The sequence below is a fragment of the Pseudomonas fluorescens genome, from assembly GCF_004683905.1.
GTDB lineage: Bacteria > Pseudomonadota > Gammaproteobacteria > Pseudomonadales > Pseudomonadaceae > Aquipseudomonas > Aquipseudomonas putida_A.
Genome location: NZ_CP038438.1, coordinates 477,272 through 500,335, shown reverse-complemented (window position 1 = coordinate 500,335; position 23,064 = coordinate 477,272). Strand labels below are relative to the sequence as shown.

Here is a 23,064-nt window from a genome sequence, read left to right as displayed (position 1 = left end):
TACGAGATATCAACTTAAACCGAGCCCGTCATGACCACTCCACTCCTCATCCCCTGCCCCGCCTGCAACGGCCTCAACCGCATCCCCGCCGAACGCCTGGGCGATCAGCCGAAATGCGGGCGCTGCAAGTCCGCGGTGCTGTTGAGCAAGCCGTTCGAACTCGAGCAAGGCGATTACGCCAGCCAGATCAAAGGAGATCTGCCGTTGTTGGTGGATGTGTGGGCGGACTGGTGTGGGCCGTGCAAGTCCTTTGCGCCGGTATTCGAGCAGGCGGCCGCGCAGTTGGCGGGCAAGTGCCGCTTGGCCAAGCTCGACAGCGAGGCCAATCAGCAGTTGTCAGCGCAGTTGGGGATTCGCTCGATTCCGAGTTTGATTCTGTTCAAGAACGGTCGGGAAGTGGCGCGCCAGAGCGGGGCGTTTCCGTTGCCACAGTTGATGGCGTGGCTGCGTAGCCAGGGCATCTGACCCAACACAAATTCAATTGTAGGAGTGAGCCTGCTCGCGATGGCGTCTTTTCAGGCAACTCAGATGCTCGCAGACAGGACGCCATCGCGAGCAGGCTCACTCCTACAGGTGATCTGAGTAGCTCAGGGATCAATGGTCTTCGAGCAGGTTGTGCAGTTCGACGAACTGCTGCGTCAGCTTGTGCCGCGGGTCGAGGTGGATCAGCGGGGTGCTGGCCTGGTGCGACTCGCGCATGCGCACCGAGCTGCTCAAGTACACCGGCAGCACCGGCAAACCTTCAGCGATCAACTCATCAAGCATCTGCTGCGGCAGGCTGGCCCGGGCCTGGAACTGGTTGACCACGATGCCTTCGACTTCCAGACCTTCGTTGTGGTCCTCCTTCAACTCTCCGATCTCCGCCAGCAGGCCGTACAGCGCCTGCCGCGAGAAGCTGTCGCAATCGAAGGGAATCAGCACACGATCGGCGGCAATCAATGCCGACACTGCATAAAAATTCAGCGCCGGCGGCGTGTCGAGGTAGATCCGGTCGTAATCTTCCGACAACTCGTCCAGCAACTTACGCAGCTTGTTGATCTTGTGTTTGGCCTCAAGCTTGGGCTGCAGGTCGGCCAGCTCAGCGGTAGCGGTGATGATGTGCAGGTTGTCGAACGGGGTTTCGTAGATGTCGGCCTGGTTTTTCTTCGAGAACGGCCCAGATGACAAGGTTTGCTTGAAGAAATCGGCAATGCCCATCGGTATGTCATCGCCGGTGAGCCCCGTCAGGTACTGAGTGGAGTTGGCCTGGGCATCGAGGTCGACCAACAGCGTGCGATAGCCCTCGCTGGCACTCACCGCTGCCAGATTGCAGGCAATGCTGGATTTGCCCACGCCACCTTTCTGATTGAACACCACGCGCCGCATGACAAAACCTCCGTGTATCAAAGAATGACCGAGTGTAGTTGCCTGTGCGTGCGCTTCGCTACCTTCAACGAAGCGGACTACAGAGTCAGGCGCAAAAATCAGCGGGCACGGCGGGTAAAAACCTCCCGAGTGCGCTGATATGCCCGACAGACAAATCCCGCACGATCCGGATAATGGCCAAATGACATTTTTTCCACGAACCACTCGGTACATTTCGTTGCGTAAAACGTAACCAACATTTGCTACACACTCGTCGCACCGGGATAATGCGCGCCACCCGGCGCCATGCGCCACCTCAGGTCAGCCGCGGCCCTGGCGACTCAAAGCGTCATAAAAGCCCGCAGGGGCGGGATGAACATCCGTGATCAACTTCAACATCGCCCAATGGCGCGCGTGGGCCCCGGGGCTCGACAGCGTGGACGCGTGGCAGGCCTGGAGCCGACAACCGGTCGTACTCCCGAGCAGCGATGCCGCGCCCGATGTGTCGTTTCTGCCAGCCATGCAGCGCCGACGCCTCAGCCGTCTGGCGCGGATGGCGTTCAGTGTCGGCTGGCCGCTGGCCGATGGACGGGAAAACCTGCCGCTGGTGTTTGTTTCACGACACGGCGAAACCCCGCGCACCTTCGAGATCCTCAGTGATCTGGCCAAGGACGAGCCGTTGTCGCCGACCCAGTTCAGCCTGTCGGTGCACAACGCGATCATTGGTCTGTGGTCGATCATGCGCGGTGAAAACAGCGAAATGACTGCACTGGCGGCCGCAGGCGATGGCCTGGAACACGGCATCATCGAAGCCTCCGCCCTGCTCGCTGAAGGCGCTCCCGCGGTTCTGCTGATCATCACCGAAGAACAGCCGCCCGAGGCCTATTTGCAGTGGGTCGACGACGTGCCGTTCCCTTATGCGCTGGGTCTGCTGCTCACCCCCGGTACCGACTGGCGGCTGACCCTGAACAGCGGCCAGGAAACAGTGTCCAAAGCGCACTGGCCACACGCGCTGAATCTGTTGCGCGCCCTGCTCGGTCAGCAAACCCATTGCCAACATGCCTGGAAAAATCGTGTATGGACCTGGCAACGCAACCCGTGACCGAGAAGAACCGCGACGCCTATTACTGGCGCTTGCTGGCCACCGCCGCCAGTTTCACCCTGTTCGGGCTCGGCGGGTTGTGCCTGCGCTTGCTGGTATTTCCGCTGCTCGGCTGTCTGCCGGGTGACGCGCTCAGGCATCGTCAACGCGCACGGCAAACCGTCAGTCGGCTGTTCTGGTTTTTCGTGCGGTTCATGGCCCGCACCGGTGTGCTGACTTATGACATTCAAGGGGCCGAACGCCTCGGGCGTCCAGGGCAGATGATCATCGCCAACCACCCGTCGCTGATCGACGTGGTGTTCCTGATCGGCCTGGTGCGCCAGGCCAATTGCGTGGTGAAGAAAAGCCTGTGGGAAAACCCCTTCACCCGCGGCCCGCTGCGCAGTACCGAATACATCAGCAACGACGGCAGCATGGACATGCTCGACGGTGCCGCCGAGTCCCTGCAAAACGGCCAGACCCTGATCATTTTCCCCGAGGGCACGCGCACTCAACCTGGTCAGGCGCCAGCCTTTCATCGGGGGGCTGCAGCGATTGCCCTGCGCGGTGCGAAAATCCTTACGCCAGTGGTCATCAAGGTCAATCCGACCACCCTGACCAAGGCCGAACCCTGGTATCGCATCCCCCACCGCCGCGTGCACTTCAGTTTTCGTGTCGGGGCCGATATAGATCCACAGACTTTCGCCACGCAAGGCCCGGCACCGCAGGCCTCGCGCAAGCTCAATGATTATTTGCACTCTTACTACATTAAGGAGCTCGCCGAAGATGAGCGATCTGCACCGTGAAATAAAACTGCTGATCATCGACGCCCTGGGCCTCGAAGACATCAGCGTCGACGACATCGGCGACGAGCAGACGCTGTTCGGCGAAGGCCTGGGCCTGGATTCGGTCGACGCACTGGAACTGGGTCTGGCGATCCAGAAAAAGTACGGTATCAAGATCGACGCCGACGCCAAAGACACCCGTAACCACTTCACCAATGTGGCGAGCCTTGCGGCGTTCGTCACGGCAAAACAGGCAGCTTGAGACCGGACCATGCAAACTCGTGACGACATTTTCAACACCCTGCGCGATGCCTTGGTCGAGCTGTTCGAACTGGATCCGGCGCGGATCAGCCTGGAGTCCAACCTGTATCAGGATCTGGAGATCGACAGCATCGACGCGGTCGACCTGATCGATCACATCAAACGCCAGACCGGCAAGAAAATCGCCGCCGAAGAATTCAAATCGGTGCGCACCGTCGGTGACGTGGTCGAGGCGGTCTACCGTCTGGTTCAACCGGCCGCATGAGCCGATTGATCGGCCTCGGCCTGCTGCTGGCGGGGCTGCTGTACCCCTTTGCGGTGTATTTCGGCATGGAGCACTTCGCCCCGTGGCAGTTCGGACTGCTGCTGGGCGGGCTGTGGCTGGCGCGCGCGCTGACCGGCGAACGCAAGCCCGGCAGCCGCTGGATGGCCTGCGTGGCGATCGGGTTCTGCCTGCTGCTGGCGCTGTTCGACAGTCCGCTGTTGCTGCGCTGGTATCCGGTGCTGATCAGCGGCTTCATGCTGGTGCTGTTCAGCCTGAGCCTGAAATACGGGCCGCCGATGGTCGAGCGTCTGGCGCGATTGCGCGAGCCGCAATTGCCGCCCGAAGCGATCCGTTACACCCGCCAGGTCACGGTGGCCTGGAGCGTGTTTTTCTTCTGCAACGGTTTGTGCGCCGCGCTCCTGACCCTGTGGGCGCCGCTGGATTGGTGGATGTTGTACACCGGCCTGATCTCCTACGGATTGATCGGCCTGATGTTTGCCATTGAATGGCTGATACGACAACGGGTAAGAGGCCGTAAATGAACTGGATAAAACTTGAGCAACTGTTGCTCAAGGCCCTGCCGGAGCGCGCAATCAGCGCCGCCCCGGCGCTCGACCACACGCAACTGCGCGAGCAGGCGCTGAGCGTTGCCGCCGGCCTGCAGGCACGCGGCGTGCAGCGCATGGCGGTGCATCTGGAAGATGCCGCCGACCTCGCCATCGCCCTGCTCGGCGCCTGGCGCGCGGGCGTCGCCGTCCTGCTGCCCTCCGACCTGCAAGCGCAGACCCGCCAGCGCTGGTCGAGTGAGGTCGATCTGTGGTTGAGCGATCACCCCGATGATGCTCACTTGAGCGATCTGCTGCAGCCGGCCCTGCCCGGTGCTGAACTCGACCTCGAGCAGTGCCGCCTGAGCCTGTGCACCTCCGGCTCCAGCGGCGAGCCCAAGCGTATCGACAAGACTCTGCGCCAACTGGCCAACGAGGTCGAAGCACTGGAGCAACTGTGGGGCGCGGATCTGGGAGAAGCCTGGATCATCGGCAGCGTCGCCACCCAGCACATCTACGGTTTGTTGTTCCGGGTGCTGTGGCCGCTGTGCGCCGGACGGCCGTTCGTGCGCAGGCAACTGGCGTTTCCGGAAGACCTGCAGCGCGCCAGCCGCGAACACCCGGCCTTCGCCTGGGTCGGCAGCCCGGCACTGCTCAAACGCATGGGCGACAACCTCGACTGGCCGGCCCTGAGCGCCGTGCGCCGGGTGTTTTCCTCCGGCGGCGCTTTACCCGCAGACGCGGCACAGAGCCTGCAGCAACGCCTGCAACAGTGGCCGACCGAAATCCTCGGCAGCTCGGAAACCGGCGGTATCGCCTGGCGTCAGGGCGCCAGTCTGTGGCAGCCCTTCGCCGGGGTTGAGCTAAGCCAGGACAGCGACGGCGCCCTGCTGATCGCCTCGCCCTACCTGCCGGCCGGGCATGTCGAGCACACCGCCGACGCCGCGCGTATCGCTGCCGACGGGCGTTTCGAACTGCTCGGGCGGCTGGACCGTATCGTCAAACTCGAAGAGAAGCGCATCTCCCTGCCGATGCTCGAACAGGCACTGGTCGCCCACGAGTGGGTCGCCGAAGCACGGCTGGGCGTGGTTCAGGAAAACCGCGCGGTACTTGGCGCCTTGCTGGTGCTCAGCGACGCCGGCCTGTTTGCCTTGCGCGAACACGGTCGTCGCAGCCTGACCGAAGCCCTGCGCAAACACCTGAGCCAGCATTGCGAGGCGCTGGCCTTGCCCCGGCGCTGGCGTCTGGTGCGGCAACTGCCGCTGAACAGCCAGGGCAAGCTGCCGCAGGCCGACATCGAAGCCCTGCTGCTGGCGCCACGGCCGAAAACTCCGGAAGTGCTGGAGCAGGTCGAAACCGACGGCGAGTGGAGCCTGCAATTGAGTGTTCCGCCGGACCTGGCCTACTTCAGCGGCCACTTCCCCAAGGCCCCGGTGCTGCCCGGTGTGGTACAGGTCGAATGGGCGCTGAACCTTGGCCGACAACTGCTGAACCTGGCCGGCAAATTTGCCGGCATGGAAGTGCTGAAATTCCAGCAACTGGTGCGCCCTGGCGATGAAATCCAGCTGCACCTGCGTTTCGATCCCGAGCGCGGCAAACTGTATTTCGCCTACCGCAACGACACCGCGACCTGCTCCAGCGGACGAATCCTGCTAGGAGCCGCCGATGCATAACCTGTGGCGAGGGAGCTTGCTCCCGCTGGGCTGCGAAGCGGCCCCAAACTCGGTTCACGCAAAACTGCGAGCGAGTGCTGCGCACTCGAGCGGGAGCAAGCTCCCTCGCCACAGTGGGGATGTCGTCAATGCATAACCCTTGCGCCGTGATTCCGGTCTACAACCATGAAACCGCGATCGGCACCGTGGTCGACGCGCTGCTCGCCCAAGGGCTGCCGTGCATTCTGGTGGACGACGCCAGCACCCCGTCCTGCGCGCGAGTGCTGGATGCGCTGGCCGAACGCGAAAGCGTGCATCTGGTGCGCCTGACCCTCAATCAGGGCAAGGGCGGCGCGGTGATGACCGGCCTGCGCGAAGCTGCTCGTCTGGGCTTCACCCATGCCCTGCAAGTTGACGCCGACGGCCAGCACGACCTGCACGACGTCGCCCGTTTCGTCGAGGAATCCCGCGCCCACCCGGAGGCGATGATCTGCGGTTATCCGCTGTTCGACGAGAGCGTGCCCAATGGCCGTTTGTATGCGCGTTATCTGACCCACGTGATGGTCTGGATCAACACGCTGTCGTTGCAGATCCGCGATTCGATGTGCGGCTTTCGCGTCTATCCGCTGGCCCCGACGCTGGCGGTGATCGACTCGGCGCGGGTCGGCAAGCGTATGGATTTCGACTCCGACATCCTCGTGCGCCTGGCGTGGCGCAACCAGCCGATGCGCTGGCTGCAGACCAGCGTGCATTACCCGCTGGACGGCGTCTCGCACTTCCGTCTGTTCCATGACAACGCGCTGATTTCCAGCATGCATACCCGGTTGTTCTTCGGCATGCTGCTGCGCCTGCCCGTCATCCTCTGGCGCCGGTGGCGCACATGAGCGTCGAGACCGACAAGAAGCACTGGGCCGACCGCGAAGAACGCGGCAGCTTCCTGCTGATGAAATTCACCGCGTTCGCCGCCAAGGTGCTTGGCCGGCGTCTGCTCAGTCCGCTGCTGTACGGCATCGTCCTGTACTTCTTCCTGTTCGGCCGTACCGCGCGCAACAGTGCCTGGCAATACCAGCAACGGTTGGCCGACTGGAGCAACCGCGGCGAATTGCGACCGAGTTACTGGCGGGTGTTCCGCCAGTTCATGGCGTTCGCCGATTCACTGCTCGACAAGCTCGACGTGTGGAACGGCAAGCTGCGCATCGAGCAGATCGAAATCATCGACCCGGCATTGCTGCGCAATCAGTTGCGCGGCAGTCGCGGGCAACTGCTGGTCGGCGCGCACCTGGGCAACCTCGAGGTGTGCCGGGCGCTGGCGGAGATTGGCGAAAAGGTCACCATGAACGTATTGGTGCACACCAAGCACGCCGAGCAGTTCAATCGCTTGCTGGGCGAGGCCGGGGCGACCAATCTGCGCCTGATTCAGGTCAGCGAACTGGACCCGGTAATCATGCTGCAACTGCACGAACGCCTGGAGCGCGGCGAGTGGCTGGCGATTGCTGGCGACCGCGTGCCGTTGCACGGCGGGCGCAGCGTCAGCGTGGATTTTCTCGGCCACCCGGCAGCGTTTCCGCAAGGTCCGTGGCTGCTGGCCGGTTTGCTCAAGTGTCCGGTCAATCTGCTGATGTGCCTGAAACAACCGGACGGCCATTATCGCCTGACCCTCGAGCCGTTCGCCGACAGCGTGACCTGGACGCGCCGCGAGCGCGAGCAGGTCATTCATCAGTGGGCCACCCGCTACGCGCAGCGCCTGAGTCACTATTGCCTCGAAGCCCCGCACCAATGGTTCAACTTTTACCCTTTCTGGAAGACCGATGACGACGCCAACCCATGAGCCGGTAACCTTCGGCGAACGCCCTTTGCGCATCGAAGACGTGCTGGCCCTGGCCAACCGTCAGGCGCCCGTGCAGTTGCAGAGCGACGCCGCTTACCGCGAGCGCATCGCCAAAGGCGCACGGTTCCTCGACTCGCTGCTGGACAAGGAAGGCGTGATCTACGGCGTGACCACCGGTTACGGCGATTCCTGCGTGGTCGCGGTGCCGCTGCATCACGTCGAGGCACTGCCGCGTCATCTCTACACCTTCCACGGTTGCGGACTCGGCAAACTGCTCGACGCGCAAGCCACCCGCGCCGTGCTGGCGGCGCGTTTGCAGTCGCTGTGTCACGGCGTATCCGGGGTGCGCATCGAACTGCTGGAGCGCCTGCACGCCTTCCTCGAACACGACATCCTGCCGCTGATCCCCGAGGAAGGTTCGGTCGGGGCCAGCGGCGATCTGACGCCGCTGTCCTATGTTGCCGCCACCCTGTCCGGCGAGCGCGAAGTGCTGTTCCGTGGCGAACGCCGGCAAGCGGCCGACGTGCATCGCGAACTGGGCTGGACGCCATTGGTGCTCCGTCCGAAAGAAGCGCTGGCCTTGATGAACGGCACGGCGGTGATGACCGGTCTTGCGTGCCTGGCTTTCGCCCGCGCCGACTATCTGCTGCAACTGGCCACGCGCATCACCGCGCTCAACGTGGTCGCGCTGCAAGGCAATCCGGAACACTTCGACGAGCGTCTGTTCGCCGCCAAGCCGCATCCGGGGCAGATGCAAGTCGCCGCGTGGCTGCGCAAGGATCTGGCGATCGACGCGCCGACCGCGCCGCTGCATCGCCTGCAGGATCGCTACTCGCTGCGCTGCGCCCCGCACGTGCTCGGGGTGCTGGCCGACAGCCTGAACTGGCTGCGCTCATTCATCGAGACCGAACTCAACAGCGCCAACGACAACCCGATCATCGACGCCGAAGCCGAACGCGTGCTGCACGGCGGGCACTTCTACGGCGGGCACATCGCGTTCGCCATGGACAGCCTGAAAAATCTGGTGGCCAACGTCGCCGACCTGCTCGACCGGCAGCTCGCGCTGCTGGTCGACGAGCGCTACAACCACGGTTTGCCGAGCAACCTGTCCGGCGCCCCGGCGGATCGCGCCATGATCAATCACGGCTTCAAGGCCGTGCAGATCGGCACCAGCGCCTGGACCGCCGAAGCGCTGAAAAACACCATGCCGGCCAGCGTGTTCTCACGCTCCACCGAGTGTCACAACCAGGACAAGGTGAGCATGGGCACCATCGCCGCCCGTGACGCGATTCGCGTGCTGGAGCTGACCGAACAAGTCGCCGCCGCCACGTTGCTCGCGGCCAATCAGGGCGTCTGGCTGCGTGGTCGCGATGAAGACGCACGCGCGCTGCCACCTTCGCTGGCCGCCATGCACGAAGAGCTGGCCAAGGACTTCCCGCCGGTCATCGAAGACCGTGCACTCGAAGGCGAATTGCGCCTGTGTCTGCAACGTATCGCCGAGCAACACTGGAGGCTGCATGCGTAGCGCCGGAGTGCTGCACGCCGACACGGAAATCCTCGTACCGTTTTTCGACGTCGACACCATGCACGTGGTCTGGCACGGGCATTACGTCAAATACCTGGAAGTGGCGCGCTGCGCGCTGCTCGACCAGATCGGCCACAACTACACGCAGATGTCCGAGTCCGGTTACGCGTGGCCGATCATCGACCTGCAACTGCGTTATGTGCGCGGCGCGGTGTTCGGCCAGCGCTTGAACGTGCGCGCCAGTCTGGTGGAGTGGGAGAACCGCTTGAAGATCAATTATCTGATCACCGACCTGCAGACCGGTGAGCGCCTGACCCGTGCCAGCTCGGTGCAGGTGGCGGTCGAGATCAGCAGCCGCGAGATGCAACTGGCCTCACCCAAAGTGTTCACCGATGCGGTGGAAAGGATGCTGCGATGAACCTGTTCTGCAAATGCCTTGGCGCGATGGCGCTGCTCGCCGTGTCGACGCTGGCCAACGCCTTCGACCTGCAACAGCTCAGCGAACAACTGGCGAAACCGGAAGTGATCCACGGCCAGTTCATTCAGGAAAAACACCTGCGCGCGCTGCCTCAGCCGCTGATCAGCAAGGGCAACTTCGTCCTGGCGAAAAATCACGGCCTGCTCTGGCTGCTCAAGACCCCGCTGCAACAGGATTACCGCATCACCGCCAACGGCATCGCCCGTCGTGACGGCAACGCTTGGCAGTTGCTGCCGAACAAGAGCGCCGGTGCCGAACAGAACCGTTTGTTCCTCGCCGTGCTGCAAGGCGACAGCAGCGGCTTGCAGCGGGATTTCGAACTGGCCCTGAGCGGCGACGCACAGCAGTGGAAACTGACCCTGACCCCGCGCTCGGTGCTGCTCAAGCAAGTGTTCAATCAGATCAATATCGACGGCGGTGAGCTGGTGCAGACCATCGAACTGCTGGAAACCCAGGGCGACAGCACCGTGTTGCGCATGCAGGACAGTACCTCCGGTCAACCGTTGAGCGAAGCGGAGCAACATGACTTTGCCGAGTGAAAGCAGGCTGCCGTGGCTGTTCCTGATCCTGCTGCTGGCGGTCGTCGCGCTGGCCGGGTGGCAGTGGCGCGACGGTGCGCCGCTGTCGGCCAACCTCATGGAGCTGGTGCCCGGGACCAACCCTGACGCCCTCGAACTGCGCGCCGAACAGCGCATGCAGGAGCCGCTCAATCGGGAAATGCTGGTGCTGGTCGGCCACGCCGATCGCCAGCAAGCGGTGGCCATGGCTCAGACTCTGGGCGAGCAATGGCAGGCCAGCGGTCTGTTCGAAAAGGTCCAGTGGAACCTGCAGGCGGATCTGCCGGCGCTGCGCACGCAACTGCTGCAAGGGCGACTGGCGATGCTCTCCGCAGATGACCGGCAACTGCTGAGCGAGCATCCCGATGCGTTCATTCAGCAACGGGTGCAGGCACTGTTCGACCCGTTCAACGGTTTCACCCTGGTGCCGAGCCAGGACGACTGGCTGGGTCTCACCGGGCGTATCCAGAACAGCCAGCCGAAGCACGGCGCGGTGCAACTGGACATCGGCAGCGGCGCACTGGTCGCCGATTCCGATGGCAAGAGCTGGGTGCTGCTGCGCGCGCGCACCACCGGCAATGCCTTCGACATGAACCTGCCGCTACAAGTCGCCGATCTGCTGCAGCACAGTCGCGAGCAGGCGGCGAGAGCCGACGTGCAACTGTTGGCCGCCAGCGGTCTGCTGTACGCCGCCAACGGCCAGCAACAAGCCACCCGCGAAATGACCTGGGTCGGCGGCGGCGCCACTCTCGGGATTCTGTTGTTGCTGCTGTTGGCGTTTCGCCGCTGGCGGGTGCTGCTGGCGTTCGTGCCGGTGCTGGTGGGCATGCTGTTCGGCGCGGTGGCCTGCGTGGCGCTGTTCGGCCACATGCACGTGATGACCCTGGTACTCGGCTCCAGCCTGATCGGCGTGGCGGTGGATTACCCGCTGCACTATCTGTCGAAAAGCTGGAGCCTCAAGCCGTGGCGCAGCTGGCCGGCGCTGCGCCTGACACTCTCCGGACTGACGCTGAGCCTGATCACCAGCGCCATCGGTTATCTGGCGCTGGCCTGGACGCCCTTCCCGGCGCTGACACAAATCGCGGTGTTCTCTGCCGCAGGATTGCTCGGTGCCTATCTGTCGGCGGTGTGCCTGCTGCCGGCCCTGCTGAACAACGTTGAGCTGCAACCGGCGCAATGGCCACTGCGCCTGGCCGAGCGCTTGGTGCAGCTGCGCGAAACCCTGCTCGAACACGTGCGCACCCCGGTGCTGCTGGCGCTGTTGATCGCGTTCTGCGCTGGCGGTCTGGTGCAGCTGCAAAGCAAGAACGACATTCGCCAGTGGGTCGGTGCGCCACAACGCCTGACCGATGAAGCGCAGACCATCGCGCGCATCACCGGCTATCAGCCGACCAGCCAGTTCTTCCTCGTGCGCGGCGCCAATCAGCAGCAACTGCTGGAGCGTCAGGCCGCGTTGAGCGAGCGTCTGCAGCAACTGGTCAACCTCGACAAACTGCAAGGCTATCTGGCCCTCGATCAACTGCTCAGTCCGCCGAGCCAGCAACAGCAGGTTCGCGAAGCGCTGAGCAAACTGCCGCAATACTGGCAGCCACTGCTCGAGCTCGGCGTACCGCTCGCGGCGTTGCAAACCGAACTGCAGCAGTTGCAGAGCCTGCCCGCCGAGGACATCGACGCGGCACTCGCCGGGCCGTTAGGCGAGCCTTACCGTACGCTTTGGCTCGGCCCGACCGCTGACGGCGTGGCGGCGATGACCAGCCTGCAAGGCCTGAACAATCCGTCACTGCTGCGGGTGCAGGCGCTGGACTTGCCGGGGGTGATGCTGGTGGATCGTCTCGGCGAATTGAACAACGTATTCGCCGCGACCCAGATCAGCGCCGCCGAACTGAAACTCGCCTCCTGCGTGTTGATCGTGCTGGTGCTGATCGTGCCGTTCGGTTTCGGTGGCGCCTTGCGCATCGTCGCCCTGCCGCTGCTGGCAGCGCTGTGCAGCCTTGCCAGCCTCGGTTGGCTCGGTCAGCCGCTGACCCTGTTCAGCCTGTTCGGCCTGCTGCTGGTAACGGCGATCAGCGTCGATTACGCGATCCTCATGCGTGAGCAGGTCGGCGGTGCGGCTGTCAGCTTGCTGGGCACCTTGCTGGCGGCGTTGACGACCTGGTTGTCGTTCGGTCTGCTGGCGGTGTCGAGCACGCCGGCGGTGAGCAACTTCGGCCTGGCGGTAAGCCTGGGGCTGGCGTTCAGTTTCATTCTGGCGCCGTGGGCCGGACGTCACGTCCACCGCGCCGCCGTCGTGGAGCCGGCAGCGTGATGGTCGTCAGCTTCTGGCTGATGGCCTTGGCGCTGTTCGCTGTGGCGACCCGTATCGGTCGGCATTTCGGCCTGATCCCGATCGTCAGCCAGTTGCTGCTGGCCAGCTTCGGGTTGCCGCTGCTGATGTATTTCTGGATCGAACCGGGCTGGCAGCTCAGCGGTGCTCAACTGATTGCGCCGGTGTGGCTGAAAGACCTCTACAGCCTGAGTTTCGCGCTGTTGCTCGGGCACATTCTCAGTGATGTGATCGACCTGCGGCTCGACCGCCAGAGCGTGAAAATCGCCGTGCCGAGTTTTGCCGTGCCATTTGCCTCCGGTCTGGCGGCCGCCGCTTGGTTGCTGCCAGCGCAACCGTGGCTGAACTCGCTGGCGATCGGTCTGGTGTTCGCGATCACGGCGATCCCGGTGCTGTATCTGTATTTGCGTCACATCGACTACCCGCCCGCCGCCACCCGGCGTCTGGTGCAGACCGCCATCCTCATCGACCTGACCTGCTGGACGCTGTTCGGTGTCGCTCAGGGCAGTCTGCATCTGAGCAGTCTGTTGCTGCCGCTGGGACTGGCCTGCGTGCCGCTGCTGTTGCATCTGCTGCGCGTGCGTCGACCGCTGACCTACAGCCTTGGTTTCTTTGCGCTGCTGGTGCTGGCCGAGCACTACAAACTCAACGCACTGATTTTCGGCATCGGTTATCTGCTGTGCATGGCCTTGCTGAAAGTACCGTTGGTGCTGCCATTGCCGGCGCGGTGGATGAGCCGTTTGCAGACATGGATCGCGATCCCGCTGATCCTCACCTTCGGCATCGTGCAGATCGACGTGCACAGCGCCCTCGCCAGCCTCGGCGCGGTGCAATGGGCGGCGCTGCTGCTGTTGCCGATTGCCAGTAAACTGCTCGGCAACTGGCTGGGCCTGGGCTGGGCCGGTGCGTCGTTTGAAGGCGCCAGCCGCTGGCGTGAAAGCGTGCTGCTGAACATTCGCGGGCTGAGCGAAATCGTCTTTCTCAACCTGCTGCTGCAACAACAGCTCATCAGCCCGGCGCTGTACTTCGCGCTGATGCTGATGGGCCTGATCGCGACGCTGTTGCCGGCCCTGATCGGCCTGCACCGCGCGCCCCTGAAAACCACCGCCACTGCGCCCGGGAGTTCACGTGCCAACCGTTGAAATGCAACGTCGTCAGGTAGTGATCATTGGTGCCGGCCCGTCCGGCGCCATCGCCGCCGCGCTGCTCACGCGCAAGGGCCACGATGTGCTGGTGCTCGAGCGCCAGCACTTCCCGAGGTTTTCCATTGGTGAAAGCCTGCTCAGCCACTGCCTGGACTTCGTCGAAGAAGCCGGCATGCTCGACGCCGTCAACGCCGCCGGCTTCCAGCGCAAGACCGGTGCTGCGTTCGCCTGGGGCGAGCGCTACAGCGCCTTCGATTTCGGCGACACCTTCAGCGCGGGCAAGCCGACCACATTCCAGGTGCAGCGCGCCGATTTCGACAAGCTGCTGGCCGATCAGGCTGAATTGCAGGGTGCCGAAATCCGCTACGGCGACGCCATCGTCCGCGTCGATTTCGATCGGGCCAGACCGCAGCTCGACGTGCTGCGCGAGGACGGCAGCGAGTACCGCGTCGAAGCGGGTTTCGTACTCGACGCCAGCGGCTACGGGCGCGTGCTGTCGCGTTTGCTCGAGCTGGAAGCGCCGTCGAATTTCCCGGTGCGCCAGGCGGTGTTCACCCACGTTGAAGATCACATCGACAACCCGGCCTTCGACCGCGAGAAGATCCTCGTCACCACCCACCCCGAGCACCGCGACATCTGGTTCTGGACGATCCCGTTCAGCAACGGTCGCTGCTCGGTGGGCGTGGTGGCTGCCGCCGAACATCTCCATGGTCGCGACAGCGATCTGGACGCCTGCCTGCGCGGCTTCATCGGCGAAACCCCGAGCCTCGCCGGTGTATTGAACAACGCGGTGTGGGACACCCCGGCGCGCACCCTCGGTGGTTATGCGGCGAATGTGAAAACCCTGCATGGCCCCGGCTTCGCCCTGCTCGGCAACGCCGCGGAATTTCTCGACCCGGTGTTCTCCTCCGGCGTGACCATAGCCATGCGTTCGGCGAGCATGGCCGCCGCCGTCCTGCACCGGCAGTTGCAGGGCGAAACCGTCGATTGGCAGCGCGAGTTCGCCGAACCGCTCAAACGTGGGGTCGACACCTTCCGCTGCTACGTCGAAGGCTGGTATGCCGGCACCTTTCAGGACGTGATTTTTTATCAAGACAGTCAGGCGGAGATTCGCCGAATGATCTGCTCGATCCTCGCCGGCTACGCCTGGGATGAACGCAACCCGTTCGTCAGCGAAGCGCGCCGCCGGTTGAAGATGATTTCCGAACTCTGTGCAAAGGACGCCCCATGAATTACTTGAGCGACAGCTACGTCGAGGAAACCCGCTTCGGTTTCTGGTTCCTGCGCAGCCACACTTGGCAGCACCATGTGTTGCGCGTGGCGATCAACGATTTGCGCGGGCTGTTCAGCGAGTCGCTGCCGGCCAATCCGGTGCTGCTGGATGCCGGTTGTGGTCAGGGCAAGTCGTTCCGGCATTTGCGCCAGACCTTCGCCCCGCAGCGCTTGATCGGTGTCGATGCCGATCCGCACAGCCTTGAATTGAGCGCCGAAGAAGCGGCGCGTCAGGGTTTCGATGTGGAGCTGATCGGCAGTGACTGCGCGACGCTCAACGTGGCGGACGCCAGTGTCGATCTGCTGTTCTGCCACCAGACCTTTCATCATCTGGTCGAACAGGAAAAAGCCCTCGCCGAGTTCTACCGCGTACTGAAGCCGGGCGGTTATCTGCTGTTCGCCGAGTCCACCGAGGCTTACATTGATACCTGGGTGATTCGCTGGCTGTTCCGCCATCCGATGCATGTGCAGAAGAGCGCGGCGCAGTACCTGGAGATGATTCGCCAGCAGGGTTTCCAATTCAGTGAGTGCAACGTTTCGTACCCGTATCTGTGGTGGAGCCGGTCGCAGGATTTCGGGCTGCTGGAACGGTTTGGATTGCGCCGGCCGAAGCCGTTTGGCGAGCGTGAGGAAACCTTGGTGAATGTCGTTGCCCGAAAACCATTGGCAGGGGCTTGCTGATGCAACACTTAACCTGTGGGAGCGGGCTTGCTCGCGAAAGCGGTGGGTCAGTTGGCATTGATGTCGGATGTGCCGACGCCTTCGCGAGCAAGCCCGCTCCCACAGGGGTTGTGGTGTGGCTGGTATTGTTGCTAACGGCCCTGCTAAGTGGATGCGCCAACCAGGCGCCGCTGCCCGCGAGCAACCCGACGCTGCCGTTACCGCTGCAATTGCACATCGAACGTAATCAGGCCAATCAACGTCAGGACTGGCTGCTGGTGATCCAGCGCGAAGGCTCCGGCATCCGCTGGTCGATGATGGATCCGCTAGGCATCCCCCAGGCGCGTCAGCAACTGATCGACGGTCGCTGGCAGGCCGACGGGCTGCTGCCGCCCAATCCGGAGGCCCGGGAGCTGTTTGCCGCGTTGCTGTTCGCCCTGACCCCCTCCGGCGAACTGGCGCGCAATTACCCCGCCGCGCAGCAGCAGGGCGAGCAACGCACGCTGGCGCCGCGCTGGACGATCCGTTATGCACAACCGTTGAGTTTCCAATTGAATCTGCCCCAAGGCCCGCACTATCGGGTTTCTCCTCTCGGTGAACCGACGCCATGACTGCCTACCTCAATGCCCTCGGCGTGATCTGCGCGTTGGGCCGCGACAAGCACCAGGTCGCGCACAACCTGTTTGCCGGTGACTGCTCGGGCATGCGCCGCGAGTCCGGCTGGGTGGCCGGGCGTGAGTTGCCGGTGGCGGCGGTGCACGCTGAGCTGGCGGCGATTCCGGCCGAACTGGCCGATCAGAGCAGCCGCAACAATCAACTGCTGCTGGAAGCCGCGCTGCAGATTCGCGAGGACATCGACCGGGCGATCCAGACCTATGGTCGCGCGCGCATCGGCGTGGTGCTCGGCACCAGCACCTCGGGGATCGACGAAGCCAGTCGCGGGTTGGCGCACTACCTTCGTGAGCGGCAGTTCCCGGCCGAGTACGACTATCGGCAACAGGAACTCGGCGCCCCGGCGAATTTTCTCGCCGACTGGCTGCAACTCAGCGGCCCGACCTACGTGATTTCCACCGCCTGCACGTCCAGTGCGCGGGCGTTGATGAGCGCGCAGCGCCTGCTCGATCTGGGCCTGTGCGACGCGGTGCTGTGCGGCGGGGTCGACAGCCTGTGTAAACTCACGCTCAACGGTTTCACCTCACTGGAAGCGGTGTCCGACGAGCGCTGCAATCCGTTCTCGGCCAACCGCGACGGCATCAACATCGGCGAAGCGGCGGTGCTGTTCCTGATGAGCAAGCAGCGCTGCGACGGCCCGGCCATTGCCCTGCTCGGCAGCGGCGCCAGCTCCGACGCGCACCATATTTCCGCGCCGGAACCGAGCGGCCGCGGCGCCCTGCAAGCGATGCAGAAAGCCTTGAGCCGCGCACAGCTGCAAGCGGCGCAAATCAGCTACCTGAACCTGCACGGCACCGCGACCCAGCACAACGATGCGATGGAAAGTCTGGCGGTCGCCACGCTGTTCCCCGACGGCGTGGCCTGCTCGTCGACCAAGCCGATGACCGGCCACACCCTCGGCGCTGCCGGCGCCCTCGAAGCGGCGTTCTGCTGGCTGAGCCTGAGCGCCGACAACCCGCAGCACGCCCTGCCGCCACACGTCTGGGACGCCCAGCCCGACCCCGACTTGCCGGCGCTGAAGTGGGTGACCGCGAGCGAACGCCTGTCGTCCATTGCACCCCGCTACCTGATGAGCAACTCGTTTGCCTTCGGCGGCAACAACGTCAGCCTGATTATCGGAGACGCCCCATGAACGACTGGCCGCTCGCCGAACTGCTGCCCCACGCTGGCGACATGATTCTGCTCGACCGCATCCTCAGCTTCGACGAGGAGCAGATCCACACCCGCCTCACGGTCAAGCCCGATGGCTTGTTCAACCTGCCCGACGGCAGCCTGCCGGCGTGGGTCGGCATCGAGTTGATGGCGCAGAGCGTCGCCGCGTTCGCCGGTTGCCATGCACGGCAGAAGGGCAACCCGGTGGAGCTGGGCTTCCTCCTCGGCACGCGCAAATTCGAGTGCAACGTCGAGGCGTTTCCGGCCGGCAGCGAACTGACCATCCACGGCATCCGTTCGCTGGAAGACGACAACGGCATGGGTGTTTTCGAATGCCACATCAACGCCCCCGGCATCGAGGCCAGCGCACGCTTGAACGTGTTCCGCCCGCCGCAGCCCAGCCAATACCTTGAACAAAACAGAGAGTCGAACGATGACTGAATCCGTACTGGTCACCGGCTCCAGCCGTGGCATCGGCCGCGCCATTGCCTTGCGTCTGGCGCAGGCCGGGCACGACATCGTCCTGCATTGCCGCAGCGGCGTGGCTGAAGCCCAAGCGGTGAAGGCCGAAGTCGAAGCGCTGGGCCGCAACGCGCGCATCCTGCAATTCGACGTCGCCGACCGCGAAACCTGCAAAACCATCCTCGAAGCCGACGTCGAAACCCACGGTGCCTATTACGGCGTGGTGCTCAACGCCGGCCTGACCCGCGATGGCGCTTTTCCGGCGTTGAGCGATGACGATTGGGACGTGGTGTTGCGCACCAACCTCGACGGTTTCTACAACGTCCTGCACCCGGTGATGATGCCGATGATCCGTCGTCGCGCCGCCGGTCGGATCGTCTGCATCACTTCGGTGTCGGGTTTGATCGGCAACCGTGGCCAGGTCAACTACAGCGCCTCCAAGGCCGGGGTGATCGGTGCGGCGAAAGCGTTGGCGATTGAACTGGGCAAGCGCAAAATCACGGTTAACTGCGTCGCGCCGGGCCTGATCGACACGGCGATGCTCGACGAAAACGTGCCGGTGGAAGAGCTGATGAAAATGATCCCCGCACAACGCATGGGCACCCCGGAAGAGGTCGCTGCTGCGGTAAATTTCCTGATGTCGGCGGAAGCCTCGTACATCACCCGCCAGGTCTTGGCGGTCAACGGAGGCCTGTGCTGATGAAGCGCGTTGTCGTCACCGGCATGGCCGGCATCACCTCGCTGGGCAGCGACTGGCAGACCATCGCCGGCAACTTCGCGGCCAACCGCAGCGGCATCCGCCGGATGGACGAGTGGGACCGCTTCAGCGAACTCAACACCCGCCTGGCCGGGCCGATCGATGATTTTGTCGTGCCGGCGCACTGGACCCGCAAACAACTGCGCAGCATGGGCCGGGTGTCACGGCTGGCGGTGGGCGCGGCGGAACAGGCACTGGCCGACGCCGGCCTGCTCGGTGACGAATCGATCAAGGACGGACGCATGGGTGTGGCCTGCGGCTCATCCACCGGCAGCACCGACGAGATCAAGGCCTTCGGCAACATGCTGCTCAACTCGGTGGCCGAGGGCCTCAACGCCAACTCCTACGTGCGGATGATGCCGCACACTACCGCGGCCAACATCAGCATTTTTTTCGGCCTCACCGGACGCCTGATCCCGACGTCCAGCGCCTGCACCAGTGGTAGTCAGGGCATCGGCTACGCGTATGAAGCGATCAAGTTCGGGCGTCTGCCGCTGATGCTCGCCGGCGGTGCCGAAGAGCTGTGCCCGACCGAAGCCATGGTTTTCGACGCGCTGTACGCCACCAGCCTGAAAAACGACGCGCCACAGACCAGCCCACGTCCGTACGACAAGGGCCGCGACGGTCTGGTGATCGGCGAAGGTGGCGGCATGCTGGTGCTTGAAGAGCTGGAGCATGCGCTGGCGCGCGGGGCGCGGATCCACGCCGAGATCGTCGGTTTCGGCAGCAACGCCGATGGTCAGCACACCACTCGCCCCGAGCAGATCACCATGCGCCGCGCCATGGAACTGGCGCTGGAAGACGCCGGGCTGTCGCCGGATGCCATCGGTTACGTCAATGGTCACGGCACCGCTACAGAACAGGGCGACATTGCCGAAACACTGGCGACCAGCAGTCTGTTCGGCGAACACATGCCGATCAGCTCGCAGAAGAGTTTCCTCGGCCACACGCTGGGGGCCTGCGGGGCGCTGGAGTCATGGTTCAGCATCGAGATGATGAATCGCGACCTGTATGTGCACACGCTCAACCTCGACGAGGTCGACCCGCACTGCGGCAAGCTCGATTACCTGCGCGGCGAATTCCGCCAGATGCATCACGAGTACGTGATGAACAACAATTTCGCTTTTGGTGGCGTCAACACCTCGTTGATTTTCCGCCGCTGGCACTGACCGCAACACGTTTGGAGTGAAGGGAATGACTCAGTTTCACCGCATCGCCGCCCTGCTGGCCCTGGCCTTTGTGCTCGGCGGTTGCACCAGCAAACCGGTTTACAACGCCAAGGAAGAGTTCTCGCCCAACCTCGGCTTCACCCAGCAACAGATGAGCCGCGCCATCGTCACCGCGCTCAATGATCGCCAGTGGGTCGTGCAGTCGGTGCGTCCGGGCATGATCAAAGCGGCGATTACCGTACGCGGCCGTCACCACGCCGAAGTCGACATCCCGTTCAGCCCGACCTCGTTTGAAATCGACTACCGCAGCAGCTACGGCCTCGACGCCAAGGACGGCAAGATCCACGGCAACTACAACCGCTGGGTCAACCGCCTGCGCGACAACGTGCTCAAGGAACTGTCGATCAACCCGGACATCGAGTTCGTCAACGACTTGGGCATCGTCAAGCAAGGCGCCGACGAACCGACCTACCTGAGCTTTCGCGAGGGCGTCAAACGCGCCACCGACGCCGGCCTGCTCGACGGCAGCGTGAAGTTCTACCTGGCCGGCGAAACCCTGCCAAAACAGGTGCGCAAACTCGACACCGTCAGCAGCAGCCGCAAAACCAATGGTTCGAACAAATCCGACACCGACGCCTGCTTCTGGGCCCTGCAGTCGGCCCTTGCCACCCTGCAGAACGCCGCGAAAAAAGCCGACGCCAACGCCGTGATCAACATCGCCAGCGTCGACCAGCGCGACCTGTACAAAGACACCGAGAAATTCCAGTGCCGCGCCGGCCTGGTGGTGTCGAGCGTGGCGTTGCGTGGGGATTTGGCGCACGTTGATTGATTGAACTGTAGAAACGACAAAGGGCGCCTTGCGGCGCCCTTTCACAAACAGGTTGGCTTGTCATCGCCCTTCCACCTGTCTGGCTCTGTGATGGCTGGTTGCCCAGGATCCTCAGAGTCTCACAAGCCCCTTTCGGGAACGCCGGCAGTATTGCCTGAAATGTCATTACCAGCAATGGATGGCAATTGGCTTCGATGCACCCTCTCAACGGCTACTACACGCCCAAGGCCTTTCTAACCGCAGTCTTGATGGCGTAAAACTCGTCTGTTGCAAGATGTGAAATCAAGTAAACACGCTTTCCGTGACGGTCTTTACTTCTGATCCTGTCCAGTCGCGCAAGACTGACCGTCGCTACCATGTCGCATTTTGCCCAGCAGGTTGAACTGGCACCTTGAAGATGGCTGGCGAGCTCCAGATGATGCTCCAGCACACAATCCGGCGCAGTTGTACTCAATGGCACCACAGTCACCAACAAACTGTTGGATCGGTGCTTGCGTATCACCACCACGGGCCTGATTTTGACCATCTCCGGTACTTCAAAACCTCTGAAATCACAGATCAGAACACTGCCCTCCTTGGGCTGATAGAGAAGTGGCATCCATGGCACTCACTAAAAAGAACTGATTTTGCGCATTTACCGCAACTTTCCCTAAAGCAGTTCCGTTACCAGAAATGTAAAGGGCTGACTCCTCTCATCACCTGAACGACAACTACACTCGTCCTGCGGGTCTCAACCATCGCCAGCCAGAACGGCGAGCCCATTGTTCGAGCACTCGCGGTTCTCTTTCACCGTCAAGGAGATGACCATGCAAGTGAAAGCCCTGATCGCCGCCGCGCTCCTCGGGCTATTGCCCAGCGCCAGCCACGCCACCAATCTGATGTACATGCCGTTCGAGACCGTGCTCTCGGACGCGATTCGCGCCGGGCGGCTGGATGGCAGTGTGAAGTTCTATCTGATCGGCAACGGGCCGCAGGGCACGCAGCAGTTGTTACGCCGGGATGTGATCAGTGATTTGCGCACCAACGGTTTCAACAAGAGCGATCACGATTCCTGCGAGTGGGTGCTGCAGTCGAACCTGATCAAGTTACAGGCCGACGCCAAGCGGGTCGGGGCGAATGCGGTGGTCAATATCGTCAGTTATTACGACCAGCATGTGCGCAAGGATTTGAATACTTATGAGTGCCGGGCCGGGGTGTTTGTGACGCGGGTGGCGTTGAAGGGGGATCTGGTGCGGTTGCCCTGAGGGGCGTTGGTGTTTGAGTTGACGCCTTCGCGAGCAGGCTCGCTCCCACTTTGGAATGCGTTCCCCTGTGGGAGCGAGCCTGCTCGCGATTTGATTGCGCAGCAATCAAGCTTTTGAAGGCTCAACCTTGCGCGTCAGCAGCTCGACGAACGCCTTGGCCATCGGCGATTTCTGATCCTTGCGCTGCACCAGCCACACCGCCGACACCGCCTCCGGATCGAGCAGTGGTCGATAGACCACACCGTCAATGCGCATCCGCTGATACGACGCCGGCAACACCGAAACCCCCAGCCCCGCTGCGACCAGTCCGATGATGGTCATCGCCTCACCGGCCTCTTGGGCGAAGTGCGGACTGAATCCGGCATCGCGCGCCAGACTGAGCAGTTGCGCATACAGCCCGCTGCCGTAGCTGCGTGGAAAGAACACGAACGGCTCCAGCGCCAGCGCCGAGAGGAACAGGCCTTCCTCGCTGCCTTGCGCCAACGGATGTTTGGAGCCGAGCACCGCCACCAGCGGCTCACGCATCAGTTCCACCACACTCAGCGAATCCGGCAGGCCCAGCGGGCGCATGATCCCGACTTCGATCGACTGATCCACCAGCGCATCCGCGACCATTGTGCTGCTCATCTCCCGCAGGTTCAGGTGCACTGCCGGGAAACGCTGACGAAAAGAAAAAATCGCCTGGGGAATGGTCGAGTTGAACGGCGCCGACGAGGTGAAGCCAATCTTCAATTCGCCGAGTTCGCCGAGTTGCGCACGCCGGGCGACGTCCGCCGCTTTGTCGACCTGCGCCAGCACCAGCCGCGCCTCCTGCAGAAACAATCGGCCGGCCTCGCTCAGCTCGACCCGACGATTGGTGCGCTCGAACAACCGCGCGCCGACCTCTTGCTCCAACGCCTGAATCTGCTGACTCAGCGGTGGCTGAGAGATCCCCAGCACCTGTGCGGCGCGGCCGAAATGCAGTTCTTCGGCGACGGCGATGAAGTAGCGCAGATGACGCAATTCCATGGAAACCCCATTAGGTCGTTAAAGCTATCAAACAGGTCGAACAATATATT

Annotated in this window: 26 protein-coding genes; 23 read left to right on the top strand and 3 right to left on the bottom strand. The window is 63.1% G+C overall.

Going from position 1 to position 23,064, the window contains the following annotated elements; genetic code table 11:
- Positions 1–30 precede the first annotated feature (30 nt).
- Positions 31–465 (top strand): thioredoxin TrxC, encoded by a 435-nt coding sequence (trxC, locus tag E4T63_RS02280; RefSeq protein WP_098966862.1) that lies wholly within the window; start codon positions 31–33, stop codon positions 463–465.
- A 129-nt stretch (positions 466–594) separates the two neighbouring features.
- On the opposite strand, the gene E4T63_RS02270 is transcribed toward trxC, so the two are convergent.
- Positions 595–1,365 carry a ParA family protein gene (locus E4T63_RS02270; protein ID WP_098966861.1) on the bottom strand — a complete coding sequence of 257 codons (771 nt, stop codon included), beginning with the start codon at positions 1,363–1,365 and terminating at the stop codon, positions 595–597.
- Between the two features lie 361 nt (positions 1,366–1,726).
- On the opposite strand from E4T63_RS02270, the gene E4T63_RS02265 reads away from it, so the two are divergent.
- The 21 genes from E4T63_RS02265 to E4T63_RS02160 all read left to right on the top strand — a co-directional run bounded on the left by E4T63_RS02265 (position 1,727) and on the right by E4T63_RS02160 (position 20,762).
- A complete protein-coding gene (locus tag E4T63_RS02265) occupies positions 1,727–2,446 on the top strand; it encodes a beta-ketoacyl synthase chain length factor (RefSeq protein WP_098966860.1) in 720 nt (239 codons plus the stop codon).
- Entirely contained in the window at positions 2,422–3,231 is an 810-nt protein-coding gene (locus E4T63_RS02260) for a lysophospholipid acyltransferase family protein (RefSeq protein WP_098966859.1), read from the top strand. The genes E4T63_RS02265 and E4T63_RS02260 overlap by 25 nt, the downstream gene beginning before the upstream one ends.
- Complete coding sequence (locus tag E4T63_RS02255) at positions 3,212–3,472, top strand: phosphopantetheine-binding protein (RefSeq protein WP_007967290.1); 261 nt, start codon at positions 3,212–3,214, stop codon at positions 3,470–3,472. Before E4T63_RS02260 ends, E4T63_RS02255 begins: the two co-directional genes overlap by 20 nt.
- A gap of 9 nt (positions 3,473–3,481) precedes the next feature.
- Positions 3,482–3,736, top strand: a complete 255-nt coding sequence (locus E4T63_RS02250) for an acyl carrier protein (protein WP_003220947.1) — start codon at positions 3,482–3,484, stop codon at positions 3,734–3,736.
- Positions 3,733–4,278, top strand: a complete 546-nt coding sequence (locus E4T63_RS02245) for a hypothetical protein (protein WP_135294800.1) — start codon at positions 3,733–3,735, stop codon at positions 4,276–4,278. Before E4T63_RS02250 ends, E4T63_RS02245 begins: the two co-directional genes overlap by 4 nt.
- Positions 4,275–5,954 (top strand): acyl-CoA synthetase family protein, encoded by a 1,680-nt coding sequence (locus E4T63_RS02240; RefSeq protein ID WP_135294799.1) that lies wholly within the window; start codon positions 4,275–4,277, stop codon positions 5,952–5,954. Before E4T63_RS02245 ends, E4T63_RS02240 begins: the two co-directional genes overlap by 4 nt.
- A gap of 128 nt (positions 5,955–6,082) precedes the next feature.
- Positions 6,083–6,817 (top strand): glycosyltransferase family 2 protein, encoded by a 735-nt coding sequence (locus E4T63_RS02235; RefSeq protein WP_134785262.1) that lies wholly within the window; start codon positions 6,083–6,085, stop codon positions 6,815–6,817.
- Complete coding sequence (locus E4T63_RS02230) at positions 6,814–7,761, top strand: glycosyl transferase (protein ID WP_134785261.1); 948 nt, start codon at positions 6,814–6,816, stop codon at positions 7,759–7,761. Before E4T63_RS02235 ends, E4T63_RS02230 begins: the two co-directional genes overlap by 4 nt.
- Positions 7,742–9,286: an HAL/PAL/TAL family ammonia-lyase gene (locus tag E4T63_RS02225; protein WP_135294798.1), complete on the top strand. Its 1,545-nt coding sequence runs from the start codon at positions 7,742–7,744 to the stop codon at positions 9,284–9,286. The genes E4T63_RS02230 and E4T63_RS02225 overlap by 20 nt, the downstream gene beginning before the upstream one ends.
- Positions 9,279–9,704: an acyl-CoA thioesterase gene (locus E4T63_RS02220; protein ID WP_027611337.1), complete on the top strand. Its 426-nt coding sequence runs from the start codon at positions 9,279–9,281 to the stop codon at positions 9,702–9,704. The genes E4T63_RS02225 and E4T63_RS02220 overlap by 8 nt, the downstream gene beginning before the upstream one ends.
- The gene (locus E4T63_RS02215; RefSeq protein WP_096794707.1) at positions 9,701–10,303 is read left to right on the top strand and encodes an outer membrane lipoprotein carrier protein LolA; all 603 of its coding nucleotides are present in this window, start codon (positions 9,701–9,703) and stop codon (positions 10,301–10,303) included. The genes E4T63_RS02220 and E4T63_RS02215 overlap by 4 nt, the downstream gene beginning before the upstream one ends.
- A complete protein-coding gene (locus E4T63_RS02210) occupies positions 10,287–12,626 on the top strand; it encodes an MMPL family transporter (RefSeq protein ID WP_135294797.1) in 2,340 nt (779 codons plus the stop codon). The genes E4T63_RS02215 and E4T63_RS02210 overlap by 17 nt, the downstream gene beginning before the upstream one ends.
- Positions 12,623–13,786 (top strand): sodium:proton antiporter, encoded by a 1,164-nt coding sequence (locus tag E4T63_RS02205; protein ID WP_135294796.1) that lies wholly within the window; start codon positions 12,623–12,625, stop codon positions 13,784–13,786. The genes E4T63_RS02210 and E4T63_RS02205 overlap by 4 nt, the downstream gene beginning before the upstream one ends.
- The gene (locus tag E4T63_RS02200) at positions 13,773–15,020 is read left to right on the top strand and encodes an NAD(P)/FAD-dependent oxidoreductase (protein WP_135294795.1); all 1,248 of its coding nucleotides are present in this window, start codon (positions 13,773–13,775) and stop codon (positions 15,018–15,020) included. The genes E4T63_RS02205 and E4T63_RS02200 overlap by 14 nt, the downstream gene beginning before the upstream one ends.
- The gene (locus E4T63_RS02195; RefSeq protein ID WP_135294794.1) at positions 15,017–15,742 is read left to right on the top strand and encodes a class I SAM-dependent methyltransferase; all 726 of its coding nucleotides are present in this window, start codon (positions 15,017–15,019) and stop codon (positions 15,740–15,742) included. Before E4T63_RS02200 ends, E4T63_RS02195 begins: the two co-directional genes overlap by 4 nt.
- A complete protein-coding gene (locus E4T63_RS02185) occupies positions 15,742–16,332 on the top strand; it encodes a hypothetical protein (protein WP_193774870.1) in 591 nt (196 codons plus the stop codon). Before E4T63_RS02195 ends, E4T63_RS02185 begins: the two co-directional genes overlap by 1 nt.
- Positions 16,329–17,525, top strand: coding sequence for a beta-ketoacyl-[acyl-carrier-protein] synthase family protein (locus E4T63_RS02180; protein WP_135294793.1), 1,197 nt, complete (start codon positions 16,329–16,331; stop codon positions 17,523–17,525). Before E4T63_RS02185 ends, E4T63_RS02180 begins: the two co-directional genes overlap by 4 nt.
- Complete coding sequence (locus tag E4T63_RS02175; protein WP_134785254.1) at positions 17,522–17,986, top strand: hotdog family protein; 465 nt, start codon at positions 17,522–17,524, stop codon at positions 17,984–17,986. The genes E4T63_RS02180 and E4T63_RS02175 overlap by 4 nt, the downstream gene beginning before the upstream one ends.
- Positions 17,979–18,707, top strand: coding sequence for a 3-oxoacyl-ACP reductase FabG (gene fabG / locus E4T63_RS02170; protein ID WP_027611328.1), 729 nt, complete (start codon positions 17,979–17,981; stop codon positions 18,705–18,707). Before E4T63_RS02175 ends, fabG begins: the two co-directional genes overlap by 8 nt.
- Positions 18,707–19,933, top strand: coding sequence for a beta-ketoacyl-ACP synthase (locus tag E4T63_RS02165; RefSeq protein WP_135294792.1), 1,227 nt, complete (start codon positions 18,707–18,709; stop codon positions 19,931–19,933). Before fabG ends, E4T63_RS02165 begins: the two co-directional genes overlap by 1 nt.
- Before the next feature lie 25 nt (positions 19,934–19,958).
- Positions 19,959–20,762 (top strand): hypothetical protein, encoded by an 804-nt coding sequence (locus E4T63_RS02160; protein ID WP_007967258.1) that lies wholly within the window; start codon positions 19,959–19,961, stop codon positions 20,760–20,762.
- A 214-nt stretch (positions 20,763–20,976) separates the two neighbouring features.
- Here E4T63_RS02160 and E4T63_RS02155 read toward each other — a convergent pair whose 3' ends face one another.
- Entirely contained in the window at positions 20,977–21,360 is a 384-nt protein-coding gene (locus E4T63_RS02155; protein ID WP_115985328.1) for a type II toxin-antitoxin system PemK/MazF family toxin, read from the bottom strand.
- 208 nt (positions 21,361–21,568) lie between these two features.
- Here E4T63_RS02155 and E4T63_RS02150 point away from each other — a divergent pair, with 208 nt between their 5' ends.
- Positions 21,569–22,006 (top strand): excinuclease, encoded by a 438-nt coding sequence (locus E4T63_RS02150; RefSeq protein WP_095138030.1) that lies wholly within the window; start codon positions 21,569–21,571, stop codon positions 22,004–22,006.
- A 105-nt stretch (positions 22,007–22,111) separates the two neighbouring features.
- Here E4T63_RS02150 and E4T63_RS02145 read toward each other — a convergent pair whose 3' ends face one another.
- Positions 22,112–23,014, bottom strand: coding sequence for a LysR family transcriptional regulator (locus E4T63_RS02145; RefSeq protein ID WP_047600811.1), 903 nt, complete (start codon positions 23,012–23,014; stop codon positions 22,112–22,114).
- Positions 23,015–23,064 lie beyond the last annotated feature (50 nt).

Bases quoted from the DNA above. Each gene is read 5' to 3' on its own strand.
- E4T63_RS02230 (WP_134785261.1), top strand. From the start codon at position 6,814: ATGAGCGTCGAGACCGACAAGAAGCACTGGGCCGACCGCGAAGAACGC.
- E4T63_RS02175 (WP_134785254.1), top strand. From the start codon at position 17,522: ATGAACGACTGGCCGCTCGCCGAACTGCTGCCCCACGCTGGCGACATG.
- E4T63_RS02245 (WP_135294800.1), top strand. From the start codon at position 3,733: ATGAGCCGATTGATCGGCCTCGGCCTGCTGCTGGCGGGGCTGCTGTAC.
- E4T63_RS02250 (WP_003220947.1), top strand. From the start codon at position 3,482: ATGCAAACTCGTGACGACATTTTCAACACCCTGCGCGATGCCTTGGTC.
- E4T63_RS02235 (WP_134785262.1), top strand. From the start codon at position 6,083: ATGCATAACCCTTGCGCCGTGATTCCGGTCTACAACCATGAAACCGCG.
- E4T63_RS02215 (WP_096794707.1), top strand. From the start codon at position 9,701: ATGAACCTGTTCTGCAAATGCCTTGGCGCGATGGCGCTGCTCGCCGTG.
- E4T63_RS02220 (WP_027611337.1), top strand. From the start codon at position 9,279: ATGCGTAGCGCCGGAGTGCTGCACGCCGACACGGAAATCCTCGTACCG.
- E4T63_RS02260 (WP_098966859.1), top strand. From the start codon at position 2,422: ATGGACCTGGCAACGCAACCCGTGACCGAGAAGAACCGCGACGCCTAT.
- E4T63_RS02145 (WP_047600811.1), bottom strand. From the start codon at position 23,014: ATGGAATTGCGTCATCTGCGCTACTTCATCGCCGTCGCCGAAGAACTG.
- E4T63_RS02270 (WP_098966861.1), bottom strand. From the start codon at position 1,365: ATGCGGCGCGTGGTGTTCAATCAGAAAGGTGGCGTGGGCAAATCCAGC.
- E4T63_RS02210 (WP_135294797.1), top strand. From the start codon at position 10,287: ATGACTTTGCCGAGTGAAAGCAGGCTGCCGTGGCTGTTCCTGATCCTG.
- E4T63_RS02150 (WP_095138030.1), top strand. From the start codon at position 21,569: ATGCAAGTGAAAGCCCTGATCGCCGCCGCGCTCCTCGGGCTATTGCCC.
- E4T63_RS02160 (WP_007967258.1), top strand. From the start codon at position 19,959: ATGACTCAGTTTCACCGCATCGCCGCCCTGCTGGCCCTGGCCTTTGTG.
- E4T63_RS02240 (WP_135294799.1), top strand. From the start codon at position 4,275: ATGAACTGGATAAAACTTGAGCAACTGTTGCTCAAGGCCCTGCCGGAG.
- E4T63_RS02195 (WP_135294794.1), top strand. From the start codon at position 15,017: ATGAATTACTTGAGCGACAGCTACGTCGAGGAAACCCGCTTCGGTTTC.
- E4T63_RS02155 (WP_115985328.1), bottom strand. From the start codon at position 21,360: ATGCCACTTCTCTATCAGCCCAAGGAGGGCAGTGTTCTGATCTGTGAT.
- trxC (WP_098966862.1), top strand. From the start codon at position 31: ATGACCACTCCACTCCTCATCCCCTGCCCCGCCTGCAACGGCCTCAAC.
- fabG (WP_027611328.1), top strand. From the start codon at position 17,979: ATGACTGAATCCGTACTGGTCACCGGCTCCAGCCGTGGCATCGGCCGC.
- E4T63_RS02225 (WP_135294798.1), top strand. From the start codon at position 7,742: ATGACGACGCCAACCCATGAGCCGGTAACCTTCGGCGAACGCCCTTTG.
- E4T63_RS02180 (WP_135294793.1), top strand. From the start codon at position 16,329: ATGACTGCCTACCTCAATGCCCTCGGCGTGATCTGCGCGTTGGGCCGC.
- E4T63_RS02255 (WP_007967290.1), top strand. From the start codon at position 3,212: ATGAGCGATCTGCACCGTGAAATAAAACTGCTGATCATCGACGCCCTG.
- E4T63_RS02185 (WP_193774870.1), top strand. From the start codon at position 15,742: ATGCAACACTTAACCTGTGGGAGCGGGCTTGCTCGCGAAAGCGGTGGG.
- E4T63_RS02165 (WP_135294792.1), top strand. From the start codon at position 18,707: ATGAAGCGCGTTGTCGTCACCGGCATGGCCGGCATCACCTCGCTGGGC.